Below are 19,808 nucleotides of genomic sequence, written 5' to 3'. Positions count from 1 at the left end.
ATATGCACACGCATATCGTAAGCGCAAGGCCGCTATCATGGTGATCGTGAACGGCCGGCGACGAGACCTCGCGGCGATGATCGCGCCGCTGCAACGAGCGCTGGTCGCCGCCGAGCAGCCGGTGTTGCGCGCGCACGGCCTGAGCATGTGGGGCTACGTGGTGCTCGACGCCCTGGACGGCGAACCGGTGCGCACCCAGGCCGCGCTCGCCGAGTTCATCGGCGCCGACAAGAGCCGCATCATCGCCGTGCTGGACGAGCTGGAGAACGACAACCTGCTGGAGCGCACCCGCGACCCCGCGGACCGGCGCGCCCGGTTCGTCGCCATCACCGACGAGGGTCGCCGCAGGCACGACGCGGTCCAGGCCGACATCCAGCGCAACGAGGAGCGCGTGCTCGCCCGGCTGCCTCCCGCTGACCGGGCGGCGTTCCTGCGCTCGCTGGCCGCGCTCTCCGCACTGCCGGCCAGCGAGATCCTCGGCGACTGACTACTCGGACATGCCCGCGACGATCGACGCGCGGGCCGCCCGGCGCGCCGGTAGCACGGCAGCGAGCACACCGGCGATCCCGACGGCGACGAACAACGCCGCCAACTGTCCGAACGGGACGGACACCACCATGCGCAGGTCGTCGTCCTGCGACACGGCGAGGACGAGCAGCACTGCCGCCGCTCCCCCGACCACCGTCCCCAGCACCGCACCGGTCAACGCGATCAGGCTGGACTCGACCACGAGCACGCGCCTCAACTGAGCGCGAGTGAAACCCAAGGCGCGCAACAGGGCCGACTCCCAGGTCCGTTCGATCACGGACAACGTCATCGTGTTCGCGATGCCGAACAGGGCGGTGAGCACCGCCAGCCCGATCATCGCCCAGACGAACGCGAGCAACTGGTCGACCTGAGCGGTGAACTCGGCCCGGACGTCGGCGAAGCTCACGACCTTCGCCGTCGGCACGTTCTGCGTCGCGGCGCCCAGCAAGGCCCGGCCGTCGGCACCGGCGGCGGTCTTGACGGCGATCGTGTCGACGCCGTCACCGGGCCACAGCGCGCGGTCGGTGAAGGAGTCCGCGCCACCGGCCGGTTTGATCACGGCGATCACCCGCAGGGTCATGGAGACCTTGTCGACGGACGCGGTCAGCTCGCTGCCGACGTCCGCGTGCAACCAGCGCGTCGCGTCCTCGGTCAGCACGATTCCGTTGTTCCCCAGAGAATCCAACGAGCCGCGGACCACCTCGGGGCGGATCAGGGTGCCGAGCGAGCCGGGCGTCACGGCGGCCATGTCGAGCCGGCGGCTTTCACCGCCCTCGCCCACCTGCAGCGGCAGCCGGGTTTCCCCTCCAGCCACCTCGACGCCGGGGGTGGTGGCGATCTGGTAGAGCAGCGACGTGGGCAGCTGACGGTCGCTGACCGCGCTGCGCACCTCGTAGTCGGCCGGGAACTGGTTCTCCAGCTCGCTGTCCCTGGTCTCCTTCACGCTGGTCGCGATGACCGTCAGCATGGTCACGACCGAGACGCCCACCAGCAGCGCCGCCATCGTGGCGGCGGTGCGGCGCGGGTTGCGGGTGGCGTTGCCGACCGCCAGTGCCGCCGGCATGCCGGAGAAGGGCCGGCCCAGCGCCCGGATCACCGGGCCGACCAGCAGCGGCCCTGCCGTCACCACGGCGGCGAGCAGGACCAGGCCCGTGCCGATCGCCAGCGTCATGGCGAACTTCGGCCCCGAGGACTGAGTGAGCGCCACCACGGCCAGCAGCGCGGCGATCGAGGCCAGCACGATCGCGACCACCGCCCGCGCCCGGCCGGTGCGCGCGACCTCCTCGCGGCTGTCGACCTGCGTGCGCAACACCTCCATCGGGGACACCCGCGTCGCCCGGCGGGCAGGGACCAGCGCGGCCACCAGCGTCACGCCCAGACCGACGGCGAACGCGGCCGCCACCACCGGCATGCCGACCGGCAGCCGGACCGGCGATGAGGCAAGCACGGACTGGAGTGCCGCGGCCAGGCCGATTCCGGCGGCGAGGCCGAGCACCGACGCGAACACGCCGACCACGGCCGATTCGAGCAGGACGGACCGGAAGATCTGTTTGCGCTCCGCGCCGATGCTGCGCAGCAGGCCGAGTTCGCGGGTGCGCTGGGCGATGAGGATCGTGAAGGTGTTCATCACGACCATCGCCGCCACGATCAGCGCGACCACCGCGAAGAGGGTCATGGCCAGCGCGATGTCGTCGGTGCCGCCGTGGCGCGCGAGCAGTTCGTCGGTGTACGCGGCGCCGCCGGAGACGTGGATGTTGTCGCCCAGCGCGGCACGCAGCCGTTCGGCGAGCGTCGCCTGGTCCACGCCGGACGAGCGCACGACGATCTGGGCGTCGTAGGCCGGTGTCGCCGGGTCGAGGAACGGCGTGATGTCGGGCAGCAGAACCTGTGCGCTGCCAGGACGTTCCATCGTGCCGCTGTCGTAGATGCCGCTCACGGCGAACCGCACCGGCACCGAGTCGCGGCCGAGCAGCACTAGTTCCGACCCCACCGCGATGCCCCGGTCGCGTGCGGTCTGCTCGCTGACGGCGATCTGCCCGGCGGAGGGCACCGTCCCCTGCGTGATCTCCTGCGGGCGCAACACCGGATCGGCCGCGAGTCCGACCAGATCGGCCTCGTCCGCGCGTCCCTGCGCACCGATGACCGGCACCGGCACGGTCTGCCGCAACTCCGCGACCGCGACCCCGTCGACCGCCCTGACGGCGGCGAGGTCCAGCGGCCCGTACACCATCGACTCCACCACGGCGTCGACTCCGCGCGCCGACCGGGCGAACTCGTCGCGCATCGTCGCCTGGAGCGCGTCGGCCAGCACCATCGTGCCGGACACGAACGCCACGCCGACCACGATCGCGATCGCGATCGACGACAGCACGAGGCGCGCGAACCGCGCCCGGATCCCCGCCAGGGTCGTCCGCAGCATCACGCCCCCAGCCTGGAGAGCACGCTCAGCACGGACTCGGGCGTCGGATCGTAGATCTCGCCGACCATCCGGCCATCGGCGAGCAGCACCACGCGGCCGGCGTAGGACGCGGCGATCGGGTCGTGCGTCACCATCACCACCGTCTGCCCCAGCTCACGGACGGAGGTGCGCAGGAAGTCCAGGACACCGGCACCGGTGCGGGAGTCGAGGTTGCCGGTCGGTTCGTCGGCGAACACCACGTCCGGCCGTCCGACCAGGGCCCGTGCGCACGCGACACGCTGCTGCTGGCCGCCGGAGAGCTCGCTCGGCTTGTGCCGCAACCGATCGCGCAGCCCGAGCAGGTCGACGATCGTCGCGAACCACGCGCGGTCCACCTCACGACCGGCCAGCCGCAGCGCGAGGAGGATGTTGTCCTCCGCCGAAAGCGTCGGCAGCAGGTTGAACGACTGGAACACGAACCCGATCTTGTCCCTGCGCAACCGGGTCAGCCTGGTGTCGTTCAACGACGTCAGCTCGGCCGATCCGATGTGGACGGTGCCGGAGTCGGCCCGGTCCAGCCCGGCCAGGCAGTGCAGCAGCGTGGACTTCCCCGACCCGGACGGGCCCATGATCGCGGTGAACTCCCCCGCCCGGAACTGGACGCTCACACCGTCGAGCGCCCGCACGGCGGTCGGCCCGCTGCCGTAGACCTTCACCAGTTCGCGGGACGAGACCGCCCCGCGAACCTCTACTTGGGACACTGTCATCACATCTGCTCCGTCTCGTCGGGATTCGAGCGGCCAGACGGCGACGGCGCGGTGCCCGGTTCTCTCAGAGCTGCTTTGTGACGCACACCACAGCAGAACGATTGCTTTCGCTCAACACTGAAACTATAGAGCTAAAAGAGTCTCACAGGTCGACGCTCAGGGTTACGTCGGTCATCGGCACACTGGTGCAGGTGAGGATCTGACCGGCGGCTTTCTGCTGTGTGGTCAAGCAGTTCGGCTCCTGCTGCGACACCTTGCCCGCCAGCAGCTTCACCACGCACTCCCCACAACTGCCCACCGTGCAGGAGTAAGGCATCGGCAAACCGGCCGCGAGCCCGGCGTCGAGCAACGTCTGACCCGGCTCGACGACGGCCGACCCGCTGCCCTCGACAAGCATCCGCTGAGGCGAAGCAGATCCAGCCATGGCAACCGGTCCGCTGGTGTACCGCTCGGCGTGGACGCGATCGTCCTGCACGCCCAACGACTCCAGCGCCTCCCTGACGGTGTCCATGAGCGATTCCGGGCCACAGAGGTAGTACCGCGCGTCAGCGGACAGCGCGAGGCCACCGGCCCACCGGCGGACGGCGGCACCGTCGAGCCTGCCATCGCGAGACGTCACCACGTGCGTCACAGAGAGCCGGTCATGCTCGGCCAGCCGAGCCAACTCGGCGGCGAAGATGGTCTCGTCCACAGTCCGATTGCTGTAGAGCAGGGCGATGCGGCGGTCAGTCGACGACGCGAGCAGGGTGCGGATCATGCTCATCATCGGCGTCACACCACTACCCGCCGCGATCAGCACGACGTCGTGACCGGCCTGCTGATCCACGTGGAAGGCCCCTGACGGACCACGCACGAACAGCCGGTCCCCCACCGCCAACTGGTGGACGTGGCCCGAAAATCGACCGCCTTCGACCCGTTTGACGGTGATCTCCAACCGGGGTGCGCCCGGCACCGACGACGCCGAGTAGGGCCTGCGCACCCGACGGCCGTCGATGTCGGTCACCAGCGTGAAGAACTGGCCCGGCCGGAAGTCGAACGCCTTGCCGTCCTCCAGCACCAGCGTGACGACGCTGGGTGTCTCCCGGCGCACCTCGACGACCTGCACCTCGCGCAACGGGTCCTCAGAAGCGGTGGGGCGGGGCGGGAGGCCGGCTACGTCGTATCCCTCCTTGCGCAGGCCCCAGCGGTAGGCCAGGTTCATCAGCGCCCGCACCCACCTGGCCGGCACCAGTCGCGCCACCCCGGCCAGCCGGCTGCCGGAGTTCGCGGCGAGGTGTTCGCCCGCCAGGGCCATCAGGTCCGGCACCTCGCCGGGGTCGACGTGGGCGGTCCACAGCCGCGCCTGCGTGATCGCGTCGTTCGTGGTCAGCTCGGCTGATTCGACGTCGACGAGCAGCGCGGCGTGCGGTGGCATGCCGCGCAACGACAACGGCTCCAGCAGGGCGGGGTCGACGGTGATGGTTCCCCTGCCTCGGACGTGCAGCACGCCGGTGCGTCCTGGGACGAGTGCGGCGAGCGAGAGCCGGTCGTCCTCAAGCAGGTTGTGGAGCGTGTCCGTGCGCTTGTTGCCTTTCCGGTCCGCGATCACGAGGGTGCGGTCGTCGATGATTCGCGCGACCGCCTGCTGATCTCCGCGCGGGCTGGTGTCGCTGCCGCCCGACGAGTCCCATGTGGACAGCGCCAGGAACGGTGCGGTGGCGAGGAAGTCCGCGACGCCGGGCAGAGCGAGCGGTCCGTCGCCGTCGACCGCCACAGCGGGTTCGGCCGGCGAAGGTGGTTGCCACAGGCCGGAACGCAGAACGGCCTGGGCGCAGTGCACGTACACCTCCTCGATGTCGAAGACCACCTCGGCGTCACCAGAAGCAGAACCGTTGACTCGCAAGGTCTCCCCGACGCCGGGCAGGAGGAAGAGCAGCGACGCGGGTCCGTCAGGGGCGCCGGGTTCGTTCAGCGGGAAGGAGATCCGCGTCGGCGAAAGCACCCGCGCGAAACCGGGTTTGCCGCCGACGAAGGTCGTCCTGCTGGTGCCGGCGGCGTCCCGGTGACCGAAGCCGGCGATCGGGCTGCGGGCGAGCACCGACACGCAGCCCTCGTCGAGCGCGCCGACCTGCTTCAGCATGATCATCGACGGCGGCCGCCCGACGACGGCCTCGATCTCGCCCGCCGTGCGGAGCCGGTACGCAGCGTTCGGCTCGGCAACCTTGTTTTCCCAGCTCATGACACTATTATGAGCTTTTGCTCAGGTATTGGGTACTCGCTTTTCGAGGACCCAGAGGAGGACACCGTGCCGTCGGCCGACCGTCAGCTAGAACCACGTCGCAAGCCTCGGCAGGTCCGGGCGGAGCTCACCCGCGACCGCATCCTGACCGCGGCTGCTCACGTTTTCAGCGAGCACGGGTACGCGGCGGGCACCACCAACCGCATCGCCGAACACGCCCGCATCTCGATCGGCTCGCTGTACCAGTACTTCCCGAACAAGGACGCGATCCTCGCCGAGCTGCTGGTGCGGCACGTCGACCGCGGCAGCTGGAAGCAGGCAGAGGAGGTCGACCTCTCGCCGGGAACGCTGGAATCGGTGGTGCGAGCGCTGGTCCGCGACGCGATCGACAACCACCGCGACGATCCCCAGCTGCTCCGGATCATGGTCGAGGAGGGCCGGTTCTCGCAGGAGCTGCGCGACACCATCACGCGGCACGGCGCACAGCGCGTCGCTCAGGTTCGCGACGTGTTCGCCCGGCACCCTGACGTCAACGTGCGGAACCTGGACATCGCCGTCGACCTCATTGTGTTCACGGTGGAGCTGAACACGCACCGGCTCGCGGCCTTTCCGCAGACCGTCGCGGTCGAGACGGTCGAGAACGAGCTCGTGGACATGGTGACGCGGTACCTGCGCGGCTAGGAGATCCCCGTCGCGTTCGTGCAGTAGGACCAGAACGTCTTGACGTCCTGGTGCTTCTCGCCCGTGGTGGGCAGGTAGTGAGTGGGGCGTTCGCGCCGGTCGTGCCAGAAGCGGCCGCTGCGAGGTGCGGGACTGGTCGCGGCCAGCCAGACGACGGTGTCCGCGCCTTCCTCGGCGTTGCGCAGGAATCCCTTGGTCAGGCGGTGAAATCCCGGCAGCGAGCCGGCGACGCCGGGCGTGTCGGCCCAACCTGGGTGCATGCCGTGCACGCCTACAGGCGCGTATCGCTCGGCCAGCAACGGCACGAGTGTGACCTGCATGCGTTTCGTGCGCGCGTACGCCGTTGCGCCGCGGTACTCGCCATCGCGGTATTCAGGGTCGTCGGCGTGGAGACGTTGGGTGTACATACCGCCCGACGACACGAACACGACTCGTGGATCCGGTGACGCAGCGAGCAACGAACTCAGCAGATCGGTCAGCAGCAACGGGCCGAGCACATGTGTGGCGAACGTCAGCTCGTGCCCGTCCGCGGTGGTGGTGCGCTCCGACGGCATGATGCCCGCGTTGTGCACCAGGACGTCGACACGTTCGAACTCCTGCAGCATCTCGCCGGCGAAGCGGCGCACGGAGTCCAGGCTCGACACGTCGCAACGCCGGATCAGGACGACGGCCGCGGGCACCTCGGCGATGATCGCCGCGCGTGCGGCCTCACCCTTGGCCTCGTCGCGCACCACCAGCACCACCGCGGCGCCGAGGCGGGCCAGGCCCAGCGCGGTCGCCCTGCCCAGTCCCGAACCCGCGCCGGTGACGACGGCGAGACCGCCGCGCAGCACTCCGGGCTGTGGATCATCGGCGGGCCAGGTTCGTTTGCGGAGCTGGTACCCCAGCCTCGAATAGCCGGGGATCACGAGCCGGTCCGTGACGGTGTCGAGCACGCGGGACATTCCGCTCACCGGATCTCTCCCCTGCTGGTCGTGGCTCTTCCACGAGGTGGTTCGGCCGAGCCACCCGCTCCGGTTCGCTTCAGCCGTAGCGGAGGGGTTTCCTCGCGGGCTCCTCAAGTACCCGCGAGGCGAGCCAGGCAAGCCCGTCGGCGGTGCCGGCCGGGGTTCCGGACGGCTGGACGACGTGGCTGAGCACCGTCCGGGTGACGATGTCGATGAGGACGTCGATCTGGTCCTTCGTCAACGCCGGCCGGTACGCCTCGACCCGCTCGGCGAGCATCGCCTTGACGTCGGCGAGCAGGGTTTCGGCGTGGGTGGTCAGCAGCGGCACCAGTTCGGTGTCCGCGCCGTGCGTCGCCGAGGCGATGGCGCGGACGAGCAGGTTGTCGCCGGCGAGTTCGAGCACGTCGCGCACGGCGTCGTAGATCGCTTCGACGAGGTTGTCGGCGTGCCGGTCGAACGCGTCGCCGATGGCGGTGAGGAACCTGCCGAGTTCGTGGGCGAGCATGGCGTCGGCGAGCGCGTTCTTGGAGCCGATCTCGTTGTAGACGGTCTGGCGGCTCACCCCGACGTGCTCGGCGAGCCGCGTCATGGTGACCGCGGCCCAGCCCGTTCGCGCGGTCATCTCGATCGCCGCCTCGATGATCGGCTGGCGGCGCTGACCGCCCGCGGCTGGAGATGTCCCGCTCATGACCACGATCCTAGGCGGTGCTCACCCGTCCCTGCTCCACGAAGTCGATCTTCTCCCGCACTCCGCAGTCCGGGCAGCACCAGGAGTCCGGGATCGCCGACCAGGGCGTACCAGCGGGGAAGCCTTCCCGCGGATCGCCGGTCGTCTCGTCGTAGACGTAACCGCAACCAGGACACATCCCGCCCGCCGTCGCATCGCCGCGAGTGTCGGCGACGACTTCCTCGTGGATGCCGACGCCGCCGTACCGCGCGAGCACCTTCGCGCGCTTGGCAGGCTGGATGTTGGCCAGCGCGATGTCGCCACCGAAGTGGGCGTGCACCCGCGGGTCCATCACGCGGCGCCACAACGGCGGCACGAGCGCCAGCAGGATCATCCCGGCGTACCCGGTCGGCAGCACCGGCGACTCGGCGTAGTCCCGCAGCGTCTGGTAGCGCCGGGTCGGGTTGGCGTGGTGGTCGCTGTGCCGCTGCAGGTGGTACAGCAGGACGTTGGTGGCGATGTTGTTGGAGTTCCAGCTGTGGCTGGGATCCACGCGTTCGTACCGGCGGCGGTCCGGCGCGCCCACCTTCTGGCGCAGCATCCCGTAGTGCTCCATGTAGTTCACGACCTCGAGCAGCGAGAACCCGATCACCGCCTGGATCACCAGGAACGGCAGGACGCCCACGCCCAGCCACGCGATCATGCCCGCCCACAGCACCGCCGACATCAGCCAGGCGTTCAGCACGTCGTTGCCCAGCCGGAACGGGTGCCGGTCGCGCCGCCCGTAGCGCTTGCGTTCGAGCCGCCACGCCGACTTCAGCGACCCGAAGACGGTCCGCGGCCAGAACCGGTAGAAGCTCTCCCCCACGCGGCTGCTCGCCGGGTCCTCCGGGGTGGCGACGCGCACGTGGTGGCCGCGGTTGTGCTCGATGTAGAAGTGCCCGTAGAAGCTCTGCGCCAGCGCGATCTTGGACAACCAGCGCTCGTGGCTCTCCTTCTTGTGGCCGAGCTCGTGCGCGGTGTTGATGCCGATGCCACCGATGCACCCGATCGACACGGCGAGGCCGATCTTGTCCACAACGGACAGATCACCGCGCGCGATCAGCCAGAACGCCACCACGAACCCGACGTACTGGATCGGCAGGAACAGGTAGGTGATCCAGCGGTAGTACCGGTCGTTCTCCAGCCGCTCGAGCACGTCGTCGGGCGGGTTGGCGCGGTCGAGCCCGGCGACGAGGTCGATGGCCGGGACGATGATCAGGATCACGATCGGGCCGATCCAGAACCACACGCCCCAGCCGGTGAGAGCGTGCAGCCCCATCGCCAGGAACGCCAGGGACGGCACGACCAGTCCCAGCAACCACAGGTAGCGCTTGCGGTCCGTCCACTGCTCGGTTGAGCCGACGGGCACCGTTGCCTTCTTGTCGCTCATGCCACACTCCTCGGGAGGTTGACAGAACGATAGGGAGTGTAAAGCCGGTTTGACAAGAGGCGGCTATTTGTAAACCTCGGCCAGCACTGCACGCGCAGCCCTGCGGCCCGAGTGCAGCGCGCCCTGGATCGAGCTGGTGTCACGGTGGTCGCCGCACACATAACGACGTCCGCCCGCGCGCACGGACTGCCGCAGCCGGTGCGGCGCGTCCATCGACGGAAGCGCCCGCTCGATCTCGTACCTCCGCAGGACCTCCCAGCGACTGGTGTCCGTGCCGTACAAGCGGTCCAGGTGGGTACGAACGTCCTTTTCGGACGCCTCGCCCAACACAGTGGCCTGCACGAGCGGGGCATGCGGCGAGTACGGGCGCGAGACCTCCGACATCACGGCCGTGTTCACGACCGGACCGCCGTTCGCGTCGACCACCAGGCAACCGTCCCGCAGCGGGGATCGCGGCGGCCGGAAGTACCAGGTGGTCACGCCGTTCCAGCGGGGTTCGGCCAGTCCCGGCAGCAACCTGGCCGCGGTCGTGCCGTCCGTCGCCACCACAACAGCGTCCGCGGCCACGTGGCCGCCGCCCTCAAGATCGACCCCGTGGTCCTGCACAGCACGCACGGCGGTCTCCAGCTGAACGGTGCCCTCCGGCAACTTCGCCGCCAGCGCCTTCGGCAGTTCACCCATGCCGAGCGCGGGAACGGCGGCGCCACCACGGGCAAAGCTGCGCCACACCAGGTGGAAGAACCGCGACGACGTCGTCAGCTCCCGCTCCAGGAACACGCCCGACAGAAACGGCCGGAACACCGCCTCCACCGCGCGATCGGTGACACCAAGAGATCGCAGCTCGTCGTGCGTGGGCCGGTCGGGCGCGCGGAGCAGAGGTCGCGCGGGCCCGAACGCGTCCCGCGCCGAGAACCCGGCCAGCGCCGCCAGATCGCGAGCACCCAGGACGTGCTGGCGAAGCATCCCGTCCCACGCGGCCGATCCGGTGCGCGGGTCGGCGAGCAGGTCGTGGCGGCCGTTGTCGTGCACGAACACGCCAGGGCGTAAGTGCCGCAACGGAAACGGCCCCAGGTCCAGCCGCTCCAGTTCGGGGTAGGCGGGCAGCATGATCTGGAAGCCCCGGTCGAACCGCACTCCGTCGACGACGTCGGTCCGCACGCGGCCGCCCACGTCATCACCCGCCTCCAGCACGGTGACCTCCGCGCCGGCCGCGGTCAGCTCCAGCGCCGCACTCAGTCCAGCCAGACCCGCTCCCACCACCACGATCACAAGTCGACGGTATGGGCCGCACGGCGTGTCCGCACAACGGACTACTGATCCGCCAGGTCGCCACCGAGCGCGGTGTCCAGGAGGTCACCCAGTTGCTGGAGCTGCGCGGCGGACAGCGCGCTGAACGAGGACTCGACGACGCGATCGACCGCGTCCTGCCCCTCGGTCCGCAGCCGCGCGCCCTCGTCGGTGAGCCGGTGACGCACGGCCCGCCCCGGCCCGGGAACCCGCTCGATCAGCCCGCGTTCGGCCATGCGCACGGCGAGCGAGCCGAACGACTGGTCGGTCTGGAAGGTCAGCAGCGCGAGGTCGTGCAGCGAGGCGTCCGGCTGCCGGTGCAGGTGGCGCAACGTGTCCCACTGCACGAGGGAGAGTCCGAGCGGCGCCAACGCCTGACTCAGTGCGCGGTGGTGGCGGTGCTGCAGGCGCTTCACAGCGAGCGCGACGTCAGCGGGACGGTGCTTCACAACCGGGATCTTAACCACCTTGCTTATATAAACATCCTTACCTAAGGTTCCTTATATGACCTACTTACTCCTGCACGGCGGGGGCGGCGCTCCCACGATGACGGCGTTCGCGGACCTGCTGGCCGAACGCACCCACTCGCAGGTGCTGGCCCCCACCCACCCCGGCTTCGGCGGCACGCCCAAAGACGGACTGACCAGCGTCGCCGATCTCGCGCAGCACTACGTCGCCCTGCTGGACCAGTTGGAACTGACGAACGTGACCGTGCTCGGCAACTCGTTCGGAGGCTGGCTGGCCGCCGAGATCGCGCTGCTGGCCAGCCCTCGCGTGAGCAGCGTGGTGATCGTCAACGGGATCGGCGTCGAGGTCGACGGCCACCCGATGACCGACATCAGCGGCTTCAGCCTCGCCGAGATCCGCGCGCTGTCGTGGCACGACCCGGCCCTTGCGCCACCAACCACCGCCACCGGCCCGAGCCCGGACGTGCAGGCGCTCATCAGCTACACCGGCCCGTCCATGTCCGATCCCACGCTGCTCGAACGGCTCGGCGACGTGCGCGTTCCCGTGCACGTGCTGTGGGGCGAGAGCGACGGCATCGTCGACTCCGGCTACGGCAAGGCCTACGCCGCCGCGATCCCGTCGGCGACGTTCACCCTGCTCCCCCGCACCGGCCACCTGCCCCAGGTCGAGACGCCCGAGGTCCTGCTCACGGCGCTGCTCGGGTGAACCGGCGCCGCATCGTGCCGCCGGCGGTGGGTTCGACGCCGAGCAACCGCAGGTAGGCGAGCAACGGCTGGGCGTGGCTGTGCAGGTTGGCGACGGGGTAGGCCTGCATCGCGACGCCGTGGCCGGGCAGCGCCCACGTCTCGCCGGGCCGGTCGCTGTCCGGCGCGAGGTAGCAGTCAGGACCGGACAACGTGCCCGTCCACGTGCCGGGGTAGGCGGCGGTGTGCGCGTGCAGGGACATGCGCCGCCACTCGTCCCACGCCAGATCCGGGTCGTAGCGGGCGGCCGCCCAGATCAGCGTCATGTTGACCGAGAACCACACCTGGCCGGGCGTCGCGGGCCAGCGGTGCCGCGCGCCCAGCGGTGAGCCGGCCCGGCAGGTTTCGTCGATCGTCCTGAGCAACGCCCGTGCCTGGTCCGGCGTGGCCGCACCGCACAGGATCGCCCACGGCTGCACCTCCAGCCACAGGTCGTGGTCACCGATCAGGCCGCCGCCAGGGGCGTGCGCGCGCCGGAACCATCTGCCGTTCCACTCCCCCGCCACCCGCTCACGAAGATCAGCCGCGCGCTCACGGGCTTCCGCCGCGGTGGCGTGGTCACCGAGTCGCTCGGCGAGGCTCGCGTACACCGGGAGCACCCAGGCGGCCATCGCCGAGTTGAGCACCGACTCGCCGCGTTCGATCATCAGGTCGCGGTCCACTCCGGACTCGCTGACGGCGAGGTCGTTCCAGTCGGCGTTGAGGATCCGGACGTGCCCGTGTTCCCCCACGCCCACCTCGTCGACGAAGAACCTGAACTGGCGCCGCAGGTTCTCGCCGAGCGGCACCGGATCGGCGCCGTGACACGGGTGGTACCGCACCGGTTCGGCGAACGCGGTGAGGTCATCGGTCGCCGCCGCGTACTCGGCGGCCAGCCACAGCGCCCACAGGTTCTGGTCGGACGGCCGGAACACCCCGGCCCAGGGCTGCTTGCGGCCGTCGAGCGCGTACGGCAGGTCGCCGTCCGGGCTGCCCCAGGAGCAGGTGTTGCGCAGGACCGACAGCGCGAGGTCCGGTTCGAGGTGGACGAGCGGGAGCGCGTGCTGCAACGGATCCCTTGCCGCGCCGTTGAATCCGTGCCGGAACGAGTAGGCGGAGCCCTGGTTCAACGTGTGGCCCCCGAGCACGCCGTCGACGCAGGCGCCACCGGTGAGCAGGGCCGCGTGCCAGGTGATCTCGGGTGTCGCCGCCGGGAGGCGATCCCGCAGTGCGGCGAGGCTGTCGGTGTACACGGCGGCCGGGTTCACGGGGCCGTCGAGGAGACCGAAGCGGAACCACACCGTCGTCTGGGCACCGGGCGGCAGTTCGAGGCCGACGGCGACGGCCAACGGACCGGACGTGGTCTCCACCCGCTCGTCGCCGCGCTCGCCAGGCGGGAGCTCGATCCCCGTCGACGGCCCAGCCGGCGCCTCCGTCCCGGCGTCGCCGCACTTCTCCAGCGCCACAACGGGTCCGTCCTCCAGCACGTCGTCACGCGAGGGACCGAACTCCAGGTTCACCTCGCGCGGCCGCACCACCCACTCCTCGGTCAGCGTCCGGCGCAACACCGCCTCGCCCCGGTTGACCACGTCCACCTTGATCAGCACCCACGGCACCTCCCCCTCGGGGCACAGCACCGTGCGTTCGATCTCCGCCCCGTCCCCGGCCACCGACACGCGGCAGAACGTCGGCCCGAACAGCTTCACCGCAGCGGCATCCGTGGACAGCGCACCGAACCGGCCAGCGCCCGTGTGCTCGGCGATCCATCGGCACCCGAGGTGCTCGTCCCACACGCTGGAGAGCCCGTCGCTGCCGGCCACCAGCGTGATCCGGCGGTTGCCCACGTGCACGCGGTGCAACGACGTCGGCGGGTCGAGGACGGGATCCCACGGCTCTGGGCCTGCCCGGTATTCGAACGCGGGCAGGCCCTCGGCTGTCGTCCACTCCCCGAACGCACTCACACCTGCCAGCGTTCCGCTGGGACACGCGGGCGGGCAAGTGGCGTGGCCCAGAACGTTGCCGGGGGAATTCGCGGTCAGACGGGTGCATCGTGGTGCCGCGAGGCACCCTGCTGGGCGTGGATTACCTCGCCAACGTTCTGGGGCGCGCCACCAGGGCCGTTCAGCGCCAGAACGACCGGCGGCGCTCCGGCGCGGCGGGCTGTTCGGCGAACTCCCGCAGCACCTGCTGAGCCCGTGCCCACAGCTGGGCGACGTCTCCCCCGGCGGTGAGCTCGGCGACCAGGCGGCGCAACGGCTCGTACGCCGCACCCTGCCGAGCCGCGACCAGGGTGCCGAGGCGGCTGGCCAGGTCGGCGAGCAGCTCGCGGCGTTCCCAGTCGGGCCGTCCCGCGTCCTGCTCCAGGCGCCGCACCTCCATCGCCGCGATCTCCCGCAGCTGCGCGGGGTCATCGGGCACCGGCACGGGAGCCGGGGCGCACATCATCTTCGGCGCGGAGGGCCGGCCGCGAGTGCGACCCGCGGCGGCCTGGGGTGCTGGAGGCGGCGGTGCGGCAACCCCGTCGAACGCGGCGCGTGGTCCGCCGCCGTAGCCACCACCGGGCGCCGAGGCGTAGCTGACCATCGGCGCGGCGGCGAACGGCGGAGCCGCGAGTTCCCAGCCCGCGGGCTGCTCGACCGGCTGCACCACCCGGTGCACCGTGCCGTCGGACACGACGCGTTCGTCCACCGCGACGAACGCGGTGAAACGGCACAGCACGCCGAAACGCAGTGAGGTCTGGACGATCGTCGGCTCCACCGCCCTGTCGCCGGTGGCGTACCGGTCTTCGAGGTCACGCAATGCGGCGCGAGCCCATTGCGCCCGGACCGCGGGCGACGTGTGGTGCTGGGCGGCGACCGTTTCCTGCCAGTCCGCGCCGTCCCTGGTCCGGCCGCGCACGGTGAAGGAGCCGGGCGCCGGTCCGCTGTACCGGCCGAAGGCGACCAGCGGCACACCGGGATAGATGGCCGTGGGCTGCTTGGGCAGCGACGACTCGGGCGAGACCACCACGTCGGTGATCACCGGCGCGCCGATGCGGCGCTGGATGTGCGACATCGCCTCGTCCAGGCGGTCCTCGCTCTCCACCAGTTCGCAGCGGCCCGCGCCCTGAGCGGCCAGGCGGCCGAGGAAGCCCGCGTTCACGGCGGTGTCGATGCCGACGGCGTGCACGCGCGTCCGGTTGATCACCGGCGCGATGTCGCGCAGGAGCTGGTCCTCGTTGCCGACCTGCCCGTCCGTGACCAGCACCAGAACGGGGTCACGGCCCTCGCGGACGTCGGCGAGCAGGGTCAGCCCCTCCCGCAGCGGCGCGAACATCTCGGTCCCGCCGCGGGCCTGGACCGCCGCCAGGTGCTCGACAGCGCGGAACCGGTGGCGGTCGGTGCCGGAGACGAGTCCGTTCCCGAGTTCCGCCGGCCGTTCCACGCGGTCGTCGAAGGTGATCACGGAGAACGTGTCGTCGTTGGTCAGCGTGTCGATGATGCGGGCCGCCGCTCGCCTCGCCGCGACCATCTTCCAGCCCGACATGCTGCCGGACCGGTCGAGCAGCAGCACCACGTCGCGAGGCCGCACCGGGACGGAAAGATCCGGCGGCAGCACCGTGAGCTGGTAGGTGCCCTCGTCGGAGTCGGGATCGGGCACGCACACGGCCGCGGAGCTGTTCCCCGCGTACGCCAGGCGCAGCACGAAATCGCGGTCGACGCGTTCACCCGGCACGACCGTCACCGTGTTGCCCTCGGACACGACGGTGTGCAGGCTCGACCGCACCTCGCCGAGCTCGAGACCGGCGGGGTCGATCTCCACGCCGATCTGCAGCCGCAACGGGTTCGGGAAGCCCGGCAGCAGCACCGGCGGCGTGATCCGGGAGGCGTCCGGCACCAGGTCCGTGTCCTCGGCGTACCCGTCACCGACCGACGGCCCCGGCAGCGGCGTGCCCGGCACGTACCGCGGCGCCACCACCAGCGGGAACCGGAACGTGGCCGCGCCGTCCTCGAACACCAGCGGCCCGACCAGGCTCAGTTCGACGATCACCCGTTCGCCCGCGGGGATGTTGCCGACCCGCATGGTGAAGACGTCGGGCCGTTCCTCCTCGACGATGGACGCTCTTCTGCCTGCCGCGATCGCGTCGTCGTAGGCCTGGCGAGCGGCACCGCGCTCCTGCAGTTCGGCGTCGACGGTGCGATCGCCCGCGGTCATCTTCATGCCGGTGACGGCGGCGCGGTCCGGCAGCGGGAACACGTACGTCGCTTCGAGGGCCGTGTCGTGGGAGTTCACGAAGCCGGTCGTCAGCACGACGCGGCCGACCAGCCCGGTGATCGCCGCCCGCACGTCGAGGCGCTCCAACGGCAGGTTGCCGCGCTCGGTGCGCAGCGCGCCGAGACCCGCGTCCTCGGTCGTCCAGCCGATCCGGTCCCCCTCTGCGGACTTCATCGGGGCGACGGAGAAGGTCATGGCGATTCCCTTTCGTTCGTGAGCAGACCACGGGAGGCGAGCAGGTCGAGCAACGGCTGTGCGGCGGCGGCGATGTCCGCGATGTCGGCGGCGGCCGGCGTTCCCGGGACCAGGAGGACAGCGCCTCCTCCGAGCGCCACGCCGTTCAACGGGGCCGCCTGCGGCGGCGCCGGGGGCGGCGCGGCCGGTGCGGCGGCGGGTTCCGCCCAGAACCGGGGGCGGACGGCCTCCTGAGGTGGCGGATCAGCGGACTCGAGCAGTCGTTCGGGAACGCGGGCGATGGCCGCCAGCGCCGTGTCGGCGGCGCCCGCGAGCTCGGTCTGGATCTCGGCCAGCGTCCTCCCCTCCGACTGCAGTCTCTTCACGGCCACGAGCTGGAGCAGGTGGCGTTTCCCGTACAGCGCGGTGCGGCCGCGCATCGCGGACGGCCGGTCCACCAGCCCGGTCGTCGCGTACCAGCGGACAGCCCGCCGGTCGGGCACGTCCCGCACACGACCGTTGGGCGCGCCCGAGTACTCCGCCGTCAATGCGGCGGAGACACGGTCCAGCAACTCGTCGAGCGTCCACACCACTCGATGGTGACACTGCAACCGTGACAGTGTCAACGTCAATCTTAAAGATGATCACACCCGGCGGCGCGGTAGGGTCCGCGCGTCGCGTGCCCCTGCACACCGACTGAGGGATGGAGAGCACGAGTGACCACGGACGAGGTCGGGATGATGACCGACCACGACACCGCTTTGGCCCGGCTGAAGACCAAGAAGGCGCAGATCCAGTACGCGCTGGAACACATGCCGCGTGGCTGCACCGTCGAGGACGTGCGCCGGTGGCTGTACAAGCACGGCCAGCAGCCGCCCGGAAGGCCTTACGCCGCGCCGATCGTGAACGACTGGCGCGCTCGCAACGGCGTCACCGACACCGGCGGCCACGTGCTGCTGACGCCGGAACTGATCGCCGAGATGGACGAGGCGGACGGCAACGAGCCGGCCGGCACCAAGGCGGGCAGCACCGGGCCAGCTGCCGATCCCGCACCGGCCGAGGCCTCGAAGCCCGCCGGTGCCAAGGGTTTCTACGCGGTCGCGGCCCTGAGCATCGGTGTCAGCGTGGACACCTCGTGGCGGTTCTTCGAGCTGCGCCTGGGCATCACCGACACCGTCGAGCGGGTCATCCTGTTCTCCGTCATGGAAGCGGCGCTGATCGCGTGCGGCTGGGCCATGCGCGGCGGCGTGCGCCGAGACGGCCGTCCTGGCCCGGCGCGTCTCGTGGCGTGGGCGCTGACGGCGTTCGCCGCGTTCGCCGCACTCAGCCTGTCCGGTCCCGTCGCGGGTACCGCCCGTGTTCTGCTCGGACCGGTGCTGGGCCTGGTGATGCTGCACCTCGCGCTGGGCATCGAGATCCGCGCCGCACGTCAGCGCACGACGACCTGGGCACGAGTCGGCCGCGAGCTGCGGGAACGCCTGCTCTCGTTGCTGGGCCTGGGCAACGACCACCGCGACGCCCTCGCGCGCACCCGCGACCGGGCGGCGTTGCGGGCCGCGAAGCTGGCGCTGGCCAGCCGGTGGACGCCGTGGCGGAAGGCCCGCCTGCGCAAGGCCCTGCACATCTCGCACGTCGCGCACGACCCGGCGCAACGCGACCGGATGCTGCGCGAACTGGGAGTGCTCCAGCACGCCGACAAGCTGGCCGACACCACCCAACCGGCGCCGTGGTGACCATCGCCCCGGCCGACACCGGCCAGGCCGCGGAGATCGCGGAGCTGGTGAACCGGGTGTACGCCGACGCCGAAAAGGGACTGTGGGCCGACAGCGCCGAGCGGACCAGCGAAGCCGAGATGGCGGGCCTCGTTCAGGCCGGGCAGATCTGGGTGGCCCGGTCGGGCGAGCGCGTCGTGGGTTCGGTGCGCATCCAGCAGCTGGACGACGGCACGGGTGAGTTCGGCATGCTCGTCGCCGCTCCGGAAGAACGCGGGACCGGCCTCGGCAGGGACCTCGTGTCGTTCGCCGAGCGCTGGGCCCGCGAGCGCGGTCTGGTGCGGATGCAGCTGGAGCTGCTGGTTCCGCGGACCTGGTCTCATCCCGTCAAGGACTTCCTGCGGGACTGGTACACGCGCATCGGCTATCAGGTCGTGCGCACGGACGACTTCGGTGCGGCCTTCCCGGAGCTGGCCCCGCAGCTCGCTTGCCCGTGCGACTTCTTCATCTTCCACAAGGAGCTGTGACGACCTCGGTTTCGGGGTCGTGGCGGAGTTCGGTCGTGCCTGCGACGACGATCGTCGCCCTCTCCCAGGGGCGTTCGCGGAGCAGGAACGGCAGCTCCTCGGTCAGCCACGCGGCGACGTGCCGTTGCTGGGCCTCGGAGTCGCCGTCCCGTGCCACGAGCCGGCGTTCCTGCTCGTCCAGATCGCCCTGGATCCAGATCGAGGCGTCGAGCCACTCCGCGAGCTCCTCGCGGATGATCCCGGTGCCCTCGATCCACACGACGTCCATCCCCGCTGGGACCTGGATCGCGCCCTGCCGGTGATGCTCGATCCAGGCCGGTGGCCGGAACTCGACCGCCTCGCCCCTCCGCAGTGGCTTCAGGACGTTCTCGGCCAGGAGGTCTCCCCAGTCGAAGAACGCCTGGTTCCAGGCGATGTCGTCGGTGTGCACGACCGCGGACGCCGGAACGAGCTTCCGCAGGCGTTCGACGAGGGTGGACTTCCCGGCGCCGCCACGGCCGTCGATCGCGACGAGCGCCGGACGTCTTGGACTCACGAGTCGTTGCACCACAGCGGACAGCTTCTCGACCCGCCACCCCGTGGCCTCGCCCTCACCCTCGTGCAACCGCATACCCGCGATCCTGCACCGCCGCCGGTCAGCCCGCGAACCGCCCGACCGCGACGAAGGCCGCCAGCAGCAGCAGAACCACGTTGACGGGCAACGACTTCGTCTCCCCCAGCTTCAGGTGCGCCCGCGCCGCCAGCACCTGCACGATCACCAGCCCGACGGCCGCGATCGGGGTGAGCACCGGTGCGATGCCGGTCAGTTGCGGCAGGACCAGGCCGAGCGCGCCCAGCACCTCGACGGCACCGATCCCCTTCACCGCCCCGTCCGACATGTCCTTCGCCCACTCGAAGCTGCCGGAGGCCACCATCTGTTCCCGCGGGCGCACCAGCTTCATGAGGCCTGCCGCCAGGTAGACCGCCGCCAGCAGACCCTGCACCACCCACAACGCGATGTTCACCGCAGTCTCCAATCCTTACGAG

At 70.7% G+C, this 19,808-nt stretch carries 18 protein-coding genes; 5 read left to right on the top strand and 13 right to left on the bottom strand.

The window, feature by feature from the left end:
* The first annotated feature begins 37 nt into the window (after positions 1–37).
* Entirely contained in the window at positions 38–487 is a 450-nt protein-coding gene (locus SK803_RS24490) for a MarR family winged helix-turn-helix transcriptional regulator (RefSeq protein ID WP_406601572.1), read from the top strand.
* Here SK803_RS24490 and SK803_RS24485 read toward each other — a convergent pair whose 3' ends face one another.
* The 3 genes from SK803_RS24485 to SK803_RS24475 form a co-directional block, all read right to left on the bottom strand.
* On the bottom strand, positions 488–2,947 hold the full coding sequence (locus tag SK803_RS24485; RefSeq protein ID WP_319968482.1) for an ABC transporter permease: 2,460 nt from the start codon (positions 2,945–2,947) through the stop codon (positions 488–490). It abuts the gene before it with no gap.
* Positions 2,947–3,693, bottom strand: a complete 747-nt coding sequence (locus tag SK803_RS24480; protein WP_319968415.1) for an ABC transporter ATP-binding protein — start codon at positions 3,691–3,693, stop codon at positions 2,947–2,949. The genes SK803_RS24485 and SK803_RS24480 overlap by 1 nt, the downstream gene beginning before the upstream one ends.
* 142 nt (positions 3,694–3,835) lie before the next feature.
* Entirely contained in the window at positions 3,836–5,911 is a 2,076-nt protein-coding gene (locus SK803_RS24475; protein ID WP_319968414.1) for a 2Fe-2S iron-sulfur cluster-binding protein, read from the bottom strand.
* 66 nt (positions 5,912–5,977) lie between these two features.
* On the opposite strand from SK803_RS24475, the gene SK803_RS24470 reads away from it, so the two are divergent.
* Complete coding sequence (locus tag SK803_RS24470) at positions 5,978–6,592, top strand: TetR/AcrR family transcriptional regulator (protein WP_319968413.1); 615 nt, start codon at positions 5,978–5,980, stop codon at positions 6,590–6,592.
* On the opposite strand, the gene SK803_RS24465 is transcribed toward SK803_RS24470, so the two are convergent.
* The 5 genes from SK803_RS24465 to SK803_RS24445 form a co-directional block, all read right to left on the bottom strand.
* Complete coding sequence (locus SK803_RS24465; protein WP_319968481.1) at positions 6,589–7,536, bottom strand: SDR family NAD(P)-dependent oxidoreductase; 948 nt, start codon at positions 7,534–7,536, stop codon at positions 6,589–6,591. The two genes, SK803_RS24470 and SK803_RS24465, sit on opposite strands and share 4 nt — an antisense overlap.
* Positions 7,537–7,615: 79 nt before the next feature.
* Positions 7,616–8,227, bottom strand: coding sequence for a TetR/AcrR family transcriptional regulator (locus SK803_RS24460; protein ID WP_406601571.1), 612 nt, complete (start codon positions 8,225–8,227; stop codon positions 7,616–7,618).
* A gap of 10 nt (positions 8,228–8,237) precedes the next feature.
* Entirely contained in the window at positions 8,238–9,638 is a 1,401-nt protein-coding gene (locus SK803_RS24455; protein WP_319968412.1) for a fatty acid desaturase, read from the bottom strand.
* A gap of 63 nt (positions 9,639–9,701) precedes the next feature.
* Positions 9,702–10,907 (bottom strand): NAD(P)/FAD-dependent oxidoreductase, encoded by a 1,206-nt coding sequence (locus SK803_RS24450; RefSeq protein WP_319968411.1) that lies wholly within the window; start codon positions 10,905–10,907, stop codon positions 9,702–9,704.
* 41 nt (positions 10,908–10,948) lie between these two features.
* Entirely contained in the window at positions 10,949–11,374 is a 426-nt protein-coding gene (locus SK803_RS24445; RefSeq protein ID WP_319968410.1) for a MarR family winged helix-turn-helix transcriptional regulator, read from the bottom strand.
* A 55-nt stretch (positions 11,375–11,429) separates the two neighbouring features.
* Between SK803_RS24445 and SK803_RS24440 the strand changes: the two genes are divergently transcribed.
* Complete coding sequence (locus SK803_RS24440) at positions 11,430–12,098, top strand: alpha/beta fold hydrolase (protein ID WP_319968409.1); 669 nt, start codon at positions 11,430–11,432, stop codon at positions 12,096–12,098.
* On the opposite strand, the gene SK803_RS24435 is transcribed toward SK803_RS24440, so the two are convergent.
* From SK803_RS24435 to SK803_RS24425, 3 genes are all read right to left on the bottom strand, one after another.
* Positions 12,079–14,076: a GH36-type glycosyl hydrolase domain-containing protein gene (locus SK803_RS24435; protein WP_319968408.1), complete on the bottom strand. Its 1,998-nt coding sequence runs from the start codon at positions 14,074–14,076 to the stop codon at positions 12,079–12,081. The two genes, SK803_RS24440 and SK803_RS24435, sit on opposite strands and share 20 nt — an antisense overlap.
* A gap of 160 nt (positions 14,077–14,236) precedes the next feature.
* Positions 14,237–16,564, bottom strand: a complete 2,328-nt coding sequence (locus SK803_RS24430) for a VIT domain-containing protein (RefSeq protein WP_319968407.1) — start codon at positions 16,562–16,564, stop codon at positions 14,237–14,239.
* The gene (locus tag SK803_RS24425; RefSeq protein ID WP_319968406.1) at positions 16,561–17,133 is read right to left on the bottom strand and encodes a MerR family transcriptional regulator; all 573 of its coding nucleotides are present in this window, start codon (positions 17,131–17,133) and stop codon (positions 16,561–16,563) included. Before SK803_RS24425 ends, SK803_RS24430 begins: the two co-directional genes overlap by 4 nt.
* A gap of 126 nt (positions 17,134–17,259) precedes the next feature.
* Here SK803_RS24425 and SK803_RS24420 point away from each other — a divergent pair, with 126 nt between their 5' ends.
* Positions 17,260–18,276 (top strand): hypothetical protein, encoded by a 1,017-nt coding sequence (locus tag SK803_RS24420; RefSeq protein ID WP_319968405.1) that lies wholly within the window; start codon positions 17,260–17,262, stop codon positions 18,274–18,276.
* Positions 18,273–18,782 (top strand): GNAT family N-acetyltransferase, encoded by a 510-nt coding sequence (locus SK803_RS24415; RefSeq protein WP_319968404.1) that lies wholly within the window; start codon positions 18,273–18,275, stop codon positions 18,780–18,782. Before SK803_RS24420 ends, SK803_RS24415 begins: the two co-directional genes overlap by 4 nt.
* Here the strand turns inward: SK803_RS24415 and SK803_RS24410 are convergent.
* Complete coding sequence (locus SK803_RS24410) at positions 18,760–19,392, bottom strand: uridine kinase family protein (RefSeq protein WP_319968403.1); 633 nt, start codon at positions 19,390–19,392, stop codon at positions 18,760–18,762. The genes SK803_RS24415 and SK803_RS24410 overlap by 23 nt on opposite strands.
* Before the next feature lie 25 nt (positions 19,393–19,417).
* Positions 19,418–19,786, bottom strand: coding sequence for a DoxX family protein (locus SK803_RS24405; RefSeq protein ID WP_319968402.1), 369 nt, complete (start codon positions 19,784–19,786; stop codon positions 19,418–19,420).
* Positions 19,787–19,808 lie beyond the last annotated feature (22 nt).

It is taken from the genome of Lentzea miocenica (assembly GCF_033949945.1).
In the GTDB taxonomy this organism is placed as follows: domain Bacteria; phylum Actinomycetota; class Actinomycetes; order Mycobacteriales; family Pseudonocardiaceae; genus Lentzea; species Lentzea miocenica.
The sequence above is the reverse complement of the archived record's forward strand: the minus strand, read 5'-3'. Positions and strand labels throughout refer to the sequence as shown.